Source organism: Vibrio sp., assembly GCF_047973365.1.
In the GTDB taxonomy this organism is placed as follows: Bacteria; Pseudomonadota; Gammaproteobacteria; order Enterobacterales; family Vibrionaceae; genus Vibrio.
The window spans coordinates 1-7,653 of the sequence record NZ_JBKEBW010000099.1; the positions used below are offsets into that span (position 1 = coordinate 1).

General features: G+C 44.0%; 9 protein-coding genes. 5 read left to right on the top strand and 4 right to left on the bottom strand.

Annotated elements, in window-relative coordinates:
- Nucleotides 1-347: 347 nt before the first annotated feature.
- On the bottom strand, nucleotides 348-2,138 hold the full coding sequence (locus tag ACK5MF_RS13020; RefSeq protein ID WP_416922875.1) for an aminopeptidase P family protein: 1,791 nt from the start codon (nucleotides 2,136-2,138) through the stop codon (nucleotides 348-350).
- Nucleotides 2,139-2,351: 213 nt separating this feature from the next.
- Between ACK5MF_RS13020 and ACK5MF_RS13025 the strand changes: the two genes are divergently transcribed.
- A complete protein-coding gene (locus ACK5MF_RS13025; RefSeq protein ID WP_416922877.1) occupies nucleotides 2,352-2,633 on the top strand; it encodes a hypothetical protein in 282 nt (93 codons plus the stop codon).
- A gap of 53 nt (nucleotides 2,634-2,686) precedes the next feature.
- Here ACK5MF_RS13025 and asnC read toward each other — a convergent pair whose 3' ends face one another.
- Nucleotides 2,687-3,151 carry a transcriptional regulator AsnC gene (asnC, locus tag ACK5MF_RS13030; protein ID WP_416922891.1) on the bottom strand — a complete coding sequence of 155 codons (465 nt, stop codon included), beginning with the start codon at nucleotides 3,149-3,151 and terminating at the stop codon, nucleotides 2,687-2,689.
- 124 nt (nucleotides 3,152-3,275) lie between these two features.
- Here asnC and ACK5MF_RS13035 point away from each other — a divergent pair, with 124 nt between their 5' ends.
- Both ACK5MF_RS13035 and ACK5MF_RS13040 read left to right on the top strand, forming a co-directional pair.
- Nucleotides 3,276-4,058, top strand: coding sequence for a class I SAM-dependent methyltransferase (locus ACK5MF_RS13035; RefSeq protein ID WP_416922879.1), 783 nt, complete (start codon nucleotides 3,276-3,278; stop codon nucleotides 4,056-4,058).
- A 72-nt stretch (nucleotides 4,059-4,130) separates the two neighbouring features.
- A complete protein-coding gene (locus tag ACK5MF_RS13040; protein ID WP_416922881.1) occupies nucleotides 4,131-4,493 on the top strand; it encodes a hypothetical protein in 363 nt (120 codons plus the stop codon).
- Between the two features lie 308 nt (nucleotides 4,494-4,801).
- Here ACK5MF_RS13040 and ACK5MF_RS13045 read toward each other — a convergent pair whose 3' ends face one another.
- Both ACK5MF_RS13045 and uspA read right to left on the bottom strand, forming a co-directional pair.
- Nucleotides 4,802-5,683 carry a carboxylate/amino acid/amine transporter gene (locus tag ACK5MF_RS13045; protein ID WP_416922883.1) on the bottom strand — a complete coding sequence of 294 codons (882 nt, stop codon included), beginning with the start codon at nucleotides 5,681-5,683 and terminating at the stop codon, nucleotides 4,802-4,804.
- Nucleotides 5,684-5,750: 67 nt separating this feature from the next.
- Complete coding sequence (gene uspA / locus ACK5MF_RS13050) at nucleotides 5,751-6,176, bottom strand: universal stress protein UspA (RefSeq protein WP_416922885.1); 426 nt, start codon at nucleotides 6,174-6,176, stop codon at nucleotides 5,751-5,753.
- A gap of 178 nt (nucleotides 6,177-6,354) precedes the next feature.
- On the opposite strand from uspA, the gene ftnA reads away from it, so the two are divergent.
- Both ftnA and uspB read left to right on the top strand, forming a co-directional pair.
- Nucleotides 6,355-6,882 (top strand): non-heme ferritin, encoded by a 528-nt coding sequence (gene ftnA / locus ACK5MF_RS13055; RefSeq protein ID WP_416922887.1) that lies wholly within the window; start codon nucleotides 6,355-6,357, stop codon nucleotides 6,880-6,882.
- Between the two features lie 76 nt (nucleotides 6,883-6,958).
- Nucleotides 6,959-7,282: a universal stress protein UspB gene (uspB, locus tag ACK5MF_RS13060; protein ID WP_416922889.1), complete on the top strand. Its 324-nt coding sequence runs from the start codon at nucleotides 6,959-6,961 to the stop codon at nucleotides 7,280-7,282.
- Nucleotides 7,283-7,653 lie beyond the last annotated feature (371 nt).

A 7,653-nucleotide genomic window follows, 5' to 3' on the forward strand; every position in this document is an offset into this window, starting at 1 on the left:
GACCTTCTAAATTACGCCCAATAGTGGTCAGGCTAAGTTCATTTCCTCGAATAAGGGCATTGCTACAATCGAACAATGATTTAACTCGAGCCTGATTAAAGTTCTTTAGAGATTTAGAAAGTGTTTTGTGGCAAAATTTTGTTATAAGCATGGCATCTTGAGTTGTGTTTTTTTGTTTTTTGGCGATTACATAAGATCACAACTCGCCATGCTTGTCTATTTTTTGGGGATTCGTCAGTGCCTTCGCAGGAATGACGGGTATAAATCAAACACAGACTTTGTCAACAAACTCAAAAATCCCTTAGTAATGATTTCATCAACTAAGGGATTTTTATTAGAACGTGGAATTAAGCATATGCGATAGGCTGGGTTGCTTGTTGCAACCAAGCTTTTACTTCGCCTTCAACTAATGGGCTGACTTGGTGCCAAACCTTCTGATGATAGTCGTTTAACCAAGTCAGTTCAGGTCTGGTTAGCATGTTAACGTTGATAGCACGAACATCAATAGGGCAACGAGTAAGCGATTCAAAGCCATGCACATGGAAGTCACCTTGAGTCTCAACTTCTACCACCAATTCTAAGTTTTCGATACGAATACCAAAACCGTCGGCACGGTAATAACCCGGTTCATTAGATAACACCATACCCGGCAATAACGGCACGTTGTTAAACACCTTACTGATACGTTGTGGGCCTTCGTGAACACTTAGGAAGTGACCAACGCCATGACCGGTACCATGGTCGTAATCGTAACCATTGGCCCACAGATGCTGGCGAGCGAGGACATCAAGTTGATGACCACAAGTACCTTTCGGGAAGCGAGCTTTGGCGAGCGCAATGTGACCTTTTAGCACTAGGGTGAACTGCTGCTTCATTTCGTCACTGACTTCACCGATAGCAATAGTACGAGTAATGTCAGTGGTACCATCGATATACTGACCGCCTGAGTCAACCAGATAAAGTGTGTTCATTGCAAGCTTACCTGGCTCAGGTTGGTTCATATGGTTGTAGTGACACATGGCAGCATTGGTCGTTGCAGCGGAAATGGTATCAAAGCTTAAGTCAGCGAGTGTTGGATCAAGTTCGCGGAAGGCTTGGAGTTGATCCGCCAGCTCCGCTTCGTTGTGCAGTTTGCCTGCAGCAACTTCGCTATCAAGCCATGACAGGAATTTCACCATTGCTGCACCATCGCGAATATGGCAAGCCTTCATCCCTTTGATTTCGGTTGCGTTCTTGGCGGCTTTGGGTAGCAGGCAAGGATCTGCGTCCTGAATCAATTCTGCACCTGCATTTTGCAGGGTTAGGGTAAACCATGCATTGCTGGTTGCCGGATCAATAATTACGCGTTTATTGGATAGTTTTTCCAGATGTAAATGCAGATTGTCTGGGTGATGAACTCGCACACCGGCACCCACATGCTGGGTGAAATTGTCAGCAAGGCGAACTGGATCCAAAAAGAAATCGACACTCGCATCCGCATGCACAAGTGCATGAGAAAGCAGTACTGGAAGGCGTGAAACATCCAGACCGCGGATATTCAGTAGCCAGCAGATAGAATCAAGCTCGGTGAGCACTGCTGTATCTGCTTTTTTTTGTTGCAGTATCTGCGCGATTTGCTGACGTTTGCTTTGACTGCTTACGCCTACTACTTCATCGCTCATTAAGCGCATGTCTGACACTACGGGTTGAGGACGGTCATACCATAGTTGGTCAATCGCATTTTCTTCTGTTGCCATCAGCGTCAATTCACCGGCAATTTTAGCCTGACTGGCAGTTAACCAGTTTGCACGATGCATTCTTGGGTCATAGCCGACTGTGCTACCTGACGGTAATACGGTTTGTAACCAATCCAGATACGGTTCTTCGATGAGATGACGGTATTCAAACAGTTCCTGTGGAACTTGTTTACGAACCTGAACCGTATAGCGACCATCAACAAAAATCGCGGCTGAATCCTGAGTAATGACTGCTGCGCCTGCAGAGCCAGTAAATCCGGTTATCCAATGCAATCTTTCATTGTGCACCGGGACATATTCGCCAAGATATTCATCTTCATGAGGAATAATGAGTGCATCTAAACCGTTTTGTGTTAACCAGTTACGTATTTCAGAAACTCGTTGGGAGATGGATTGGTACATCTTGCTGTTCTCCTAATAATTGTCCTTTTGTTCTGTTGACACTGAGTATACCTCACTCCAAGACCAGAACAGATAAGCACCTCGTTTTAATCATAACTAAATTACGCGAGAAGGTTTGCTAAATACTCAGATGCGCTATTTTCTAATGACAACAACAGGTGTATATTATTTCGCTCATCGTCATCAGAAATAGCGTCTTGGAATTGAAATACAGTGTCCCTAACTACCTATGAAATGGCTCGCATTCTCGAGCAGTTGGAAGAATCACCTGAAAAAGTAATGTACGGTAAGTTACTTAATGAGTTAGGTAATCAAAGCAGTGAGCGTGTGCGTAGTGCCGCTAAACAAGTTCCATTGCCAGTGCTGCGTGATCTCGTTTATCAATTCCAACAAGTGATTGACTCGCGCAAAGGTGAACAAGTTGATCTACTGGCTAAGCAATTAGCTCAGCAAGGTATTTCAGCCGAAGATCTGTTGAAATACCTTAACAGATAATCGATCCTGAAAAACAACCCAAGTCTGACACTTGGGTTTTTTGTGTTCAAAATCTAAGGAATGACATTGCGGTTAATTGGATTCTGCAATGAAATGAGTGTCTCGGTCGATTGTACTTCGTCGATCGCTTGCAGCTTATCAATCAGTACAAATTGCAGTTCTTCAATGGAACGACACATCAGTTTAACGAAAATACTATACGCACCTGTGGTGTAGTAAGCTTCTACAACCTCATCAAGGGCATTGAGTTTTTCTAGTGCCGAATGGTAATCGCGCGCGGCTTTTAAATTGATACCAATAAAGCAGCAAACGTCGTAGCCGAGCTTTTTGGTATTGACGATCACTTCGGTGCCTTGAATGATATCGGCAGCTTTCATTTTCTCGATACGTACGTGAATGGTGGCAGGGCTGACATTAAATTGCTTTGCCATCTCCGCATAAGGCGTACGAGCATCGTCCATTAAGATTTTTAGAATAGCGCGATCAAGCTCGTCGAGCTTGGTAGAAGCGATTTGCATACCGATACCTAATCCAATCATTCCAAGAAGAATGTTCACTATATTATCACACTGAAACCTTAGGTTTCTGATGAAAATCCGCTACACTGACAGCTATTTTTTAATGCCATAATGGAATACCACTTTGCAGTTACAACTGATTTGTGAAGCTCCTGAACGCGCTTCTGAGCTTAATGATATAGCGACCCGTTGGCAGCTCACTCACTGTGAGGAGAGCATTTTCGCTTTGGTTCTTACTGCTGAGCAATTAGAGCTGAGAAAAGTGGATGAGCCTAAGCTCGGTGCGATTTTCGTTGATTGGGTGAGCGGAGCCGTGGCCCATCGTCGCAAGTTTGGTGGTGGCAAAGGTCAATCCATAGCCAAAGCAGCAGGTCTCAACAAAGGCGTGACACCGACCGTGCTTGATGGTACTGCGGGTTTAGGTCGTGATGCTTTTGTCTTGGCATCGTTAGGCTGCAAAGTTCAAATGATTGAACGACATCCTGTGGTTGCGGCACTGTTGGATGACGGATTAAAGCGTGCCAAACAAGACAGTGAAATTGGTGATTGGGTAGCGGATCGGGTGACATTATTGCATGCCTCTAGCCATGATGCGCTTGCGCAACTTGTCAGTGATGCCAATTTTGTTCGCCCTGATGTGGTGTACTTGGACCCTATGTATCCGCACCCGGAGAACAAGAAGAAAACAGCGCTAGTAAAAAAAGAGATGCGTGTGTTTCAGTCACTGGTTGGTGCTGATAATGACGCAGATACACTACTGGCACCTGCGTTAGAACTTGCCACTAAACGAGTGGTGGTAAAACGTCCTGACTATGCCAATTGGTTGGCAGAGCAAAAACCCAGTATGGCGATTGAAACCAAAAACAACCGTTTTGATGTTTATGTCATAGCCGCGATGAAAGAGTAATAAACCGATCTTGCCTTTTCATTAGTATAAAATCATATATAATCAAGAATCATTATCATTTTGGTTGTATTTATGGCTCAGCGTTTGTGTAAATTAAGTCGTCACGACATTACTGCTTCATTGTCAGATATTCATCGAATTGTGGCTGCGCCAAACTACTTGTGTCGCTCATGCGCTCGCTCTTCTTCCGACAAAAAGAGATTGTGCAAACCTCAGGCTTTTTCTGTAAATGCTCCGGCTGTGAAAGAAAGTACCAGCGTTAATAAGAGCAGCAAAGCGGCATTAAAAGTCGCGAAGAAAACCCTTAAAGCGGAGAAAAAATATCAAAAGAAACTGGAAAAAGTGCTGAAGAAACAGCAAGCGTTACAGTTGAAGTTTTCTAAGTTAAATCCGGTGTCAAACGGTGAGTATTCACTTACTTCTCAGTACCATTAGCGCATTATATTTATACCATCCTAGGTAAAAATGTGATCAGATTGAACGTCGGTGGAACAGCGAATGGGCATCGAACACAAACACGCCCTTATTTTTTATAAGAGCGACCTTCCATGGGGCTCCGCTGAGCCATCCTTGGCTCAGAGGGTTTGCTTATCGATGCCCATTCACTGATCAGAAAGTTTTCCAGACTGGTATTAGATACAAAAAACGCCCATCGGTTTTAACCTGATAGGCGTTTTGTTATTCGATTCTTTTCGTGCTGTGATTAAGCGCTTTCGGCTCTCTTATGGCTCTGGGCTATTTCTTTATGGCTCTGGGCAATAGCTCTGGGCAACTTTACGTTTCACCCATGTTTCGTTGATCCACAAAGACAACAAGATGATGATACCGCCAATCGAAAGGCGCGCAATATCCACATCGCGATTCCAAATCACGATATTGACGATTAACCCAGCGGGGACCAAAGCGTTATTCATGATCGCTAACGCGCCCGCGTTAACCATACATGCCCCTTTATTCCATACGAAATAACCCACACCTGATGCAATTACGCCAAGGTAAATCAAAATTCCCCATTGCAGTGAGGTGGTGGGCAGCTTGGTTGGGTTACCTAAAAGGGCGAAAGCTATGGTTGCGACAACCAGAGCGCCTAAGTAGAAATAACCGAACACCGTGCGTTGCGAAAGCTCAACGCTCTGCTTTTCCATCACATACTTATACGCCACCTGACCAATTGCAAAACAGAGGTTGGCGCCTTGCACCACGAAGAAACCCACGACAAAGTTTTCATTGATAGCGGCAAACTTAATAAATACCGCACCAGCAACGGCAATCGCAGCCGTCACCAGATACCACGGAGAGAAACGTGCTTTCAGCAAATCGTAAATCAAAGTGACGTAGATAGGCGTAAATACGGTAAACAACAATACTTCGGGGACAGAGAGCAGTAAAAACGATTGGTAGTAGAAGCAGTACATCAATCCAAGCTGAATACCACCGATAGCCATAAGCTGAACAATCAGTTTTTTTGGTACTTGCTTGAATTTCAAAAATGGCAGGAAGACAACGCTAGCCAGTGCAACGCGCATTAACACGGCAAACCAAGAGTCAACCTGACCCGCTAAATAAACGCCGATCAGGCTAAATGAAAATGCCCAAAGAAGGGTAACTGCAGATAAATAAAACATAATCCCTGATAATTTTATAAGTGGATGTGAAAAATTATCCGCAGTCTAGCTGATTTATTATTGTTCGTCAGTCATTAAGTGGTACTACCAACATGTCGACAGGTGAACAATTTATGAGCTGTCTGGTTGAGGAGAGCAACTTGCTCCAGAAGTCTTGGTGATGACCACACACCACAAGATCAATGTTGAACTCATTAATGGTGTCACAAAGCTCATTACTTAAATCACCGCTGTCGACCAAAGTATGGTTGATAGGGTAATTGGCATGATCCGCCAACTCTTTAAGCTGGATTTGCGACGCTTCCATCGCGTGGTGTTGCGTCTCAGCCAAATTAATGTCAATCAAGCCGGTATAAAGCTCAGCATAGTTAACGTCGATGTGAATAAACGAGATCGCAGCATCGAGCGGTTTTGCCAAAGCGACGGCTTTTTCGACCAACAATTTGCTGTCTTCAGATAGGTCAACAGCAACTAAGATATGTTTATAACTCATGATGCCTTCTCCATTTAATTGTCCTGATGTCAGGTTAATTAAACTCTAGCACCTAGAGAGAAACATTTTTGCCATGATGATCTCATATCCAGACTGAATGAGGGGTCAGCATTGACTAACAAATTGTAATGATCGTGTTATAGTGATTTCAGTTTGCACAATGAGTTAGGAGCGTCCTATGCTTTCACAAGCGATGGTAGATCAACTGAATGATCAAATTAATCTCGAATTTTTCTCATCCAATCTATACTTACAAATGAGTGCTTGGTGTGAAGATAAAGGATTTGAAGGAGCGGCTGAATTTTTACGAGTTCACGCAGCAGAAGAAATGCAACACATGCAGAGACTGTTTACTTATGTCAGTGAAACGGGTTCTCTGCCGATTTTAGGCGCGATTGAAGCTCCTCGCCATGATTTTGCAAGCTTGGGTGACGTGTTTCGTGAGACATATGAACATGAGCAAATGATTACACAAAGAATCAATAAATTGGCTCATGCGGCATTCACATCACAGGATTACTCAACATTTAACTTCCTTCAGTGGTACGTTGCGGAGCAACATGAAGAAGAGAAGTTGTTTAAAGGGATTTTAGACAAGCTAGAACTGGTTGGTGAAGATGGTAAAGCGTTGTTCTTTATCGATAAAGATCTAGCGGCATTGGCACAAAAAGGCTCATCTTCTGTAATGGATGCCCCTGCTGCTTAGTGGCAGTGAAAAGACAGTAAACACGGTCGTCTTTTTCTTCGGGTAGCCCTGTTACTTTGGGTGTAGGGAGGAAAAGATGATCAGTGGAGATACCATTCTATTAGCGCTAATGATTGTTACTGGTATTAACGTAGCAAGATATCTTACCGCGCTGCGAGCTCTGATTTATATCATGCGAGAAGCTCACCCGTTACTTTATCAACAAGTGGATGGACGAGGATTCTTCACCACACATGGCAACATGTCCAAACAGGTTCGTCTCTATCATTACTTGAAAAGTAAAGAGTACCTTCATCATCATGATGAAGTGTTTACTGGCAAGTGTGATCGCGTGCGTGAGCTTTTCATTCTCTGTTCGTCTTTAGTGGTATTTACCTCGGTGGTCGCGTTTATGATTTAAACAGCTAAACGACTTGGTAACAGTGAACGTTTACCGTTAAAATGCCGCTTCAAGTGAGTGAGGACGTACTACTGTACGTCTTTTTTGTTTGCCCAGCAAAGCTGGCAAACCCGTCCACTTAAAAGAAAGTGGAGTCACCCTGACTAAGGGGAAGACAATCCGAATGGCAAGGGCGTCACGGGCTAACGGTGGGGTCTGAAGGAAGCCATAGGAAGTTAGATGTACACAACTAACCGTAATCTGTTTCGGCGGTACTGGTGGGTAAGCGTCCAAAATAGCGCAAAGCCCAATACTTAGTCAGACCAATACTGTGATTGAGGGTGGGATATCTAACAGGGAGTCAGTGCAATAACTGGGGAAGCCTGACACCA

Excerpts from the sequence above, each read along its gene's own strand:
- ftnA (WP_416922887.1), top strand. The coding sequence starts at position 6,355 with ATGCTTTCACAAGCGATGGTAGATCAACTGAATGATCAAATTAATCTC.
- ACK5MF_RS13045 (WP_416922883.1), bottom strand. The coding sequence starts at position 5,683 with ATGTTTTATTTATCTGCAGTTACCCTTCTTTGGGCATTTTCATTTAGC.
- ACK5MF_RS13020 (WP_416922875.1), bottom strand. The coding sequence starts at position 2,138 with ATGTACCAATCCATCTCCCAACGAGTTTCTGAAATACGTAACTGGTTA.
- ACK5MF_RS13040 (WP_416922881.1), top strand. The coding sequence starts at position 4,131 with ATGGCTCAGCGTTTGTGTAAATTAAGTCGTCACGACATTACTGCTTCA.
- asnC (WP_416922891.1), bottom strand. The coding sequence starts at position 3,151 with ATGCAAATCGCTTCTACCAAGCTCGACGAGCTTGATCGCGCTATTCTA.
- uspB (WP_416922889.1), top strand. The coding sequence starts at position 6,959 with ATGATCAGTGGAGATACCATTCTATTAGCGCTAATGATTGTTACTGGT.
- uspA (WP_416922885.1), bottom strand. The coding sequence starts at position 6,176 with ATGAGTTATAAACATATCTTAGTTGCTGTTGACCTATCTGAAGACAGC.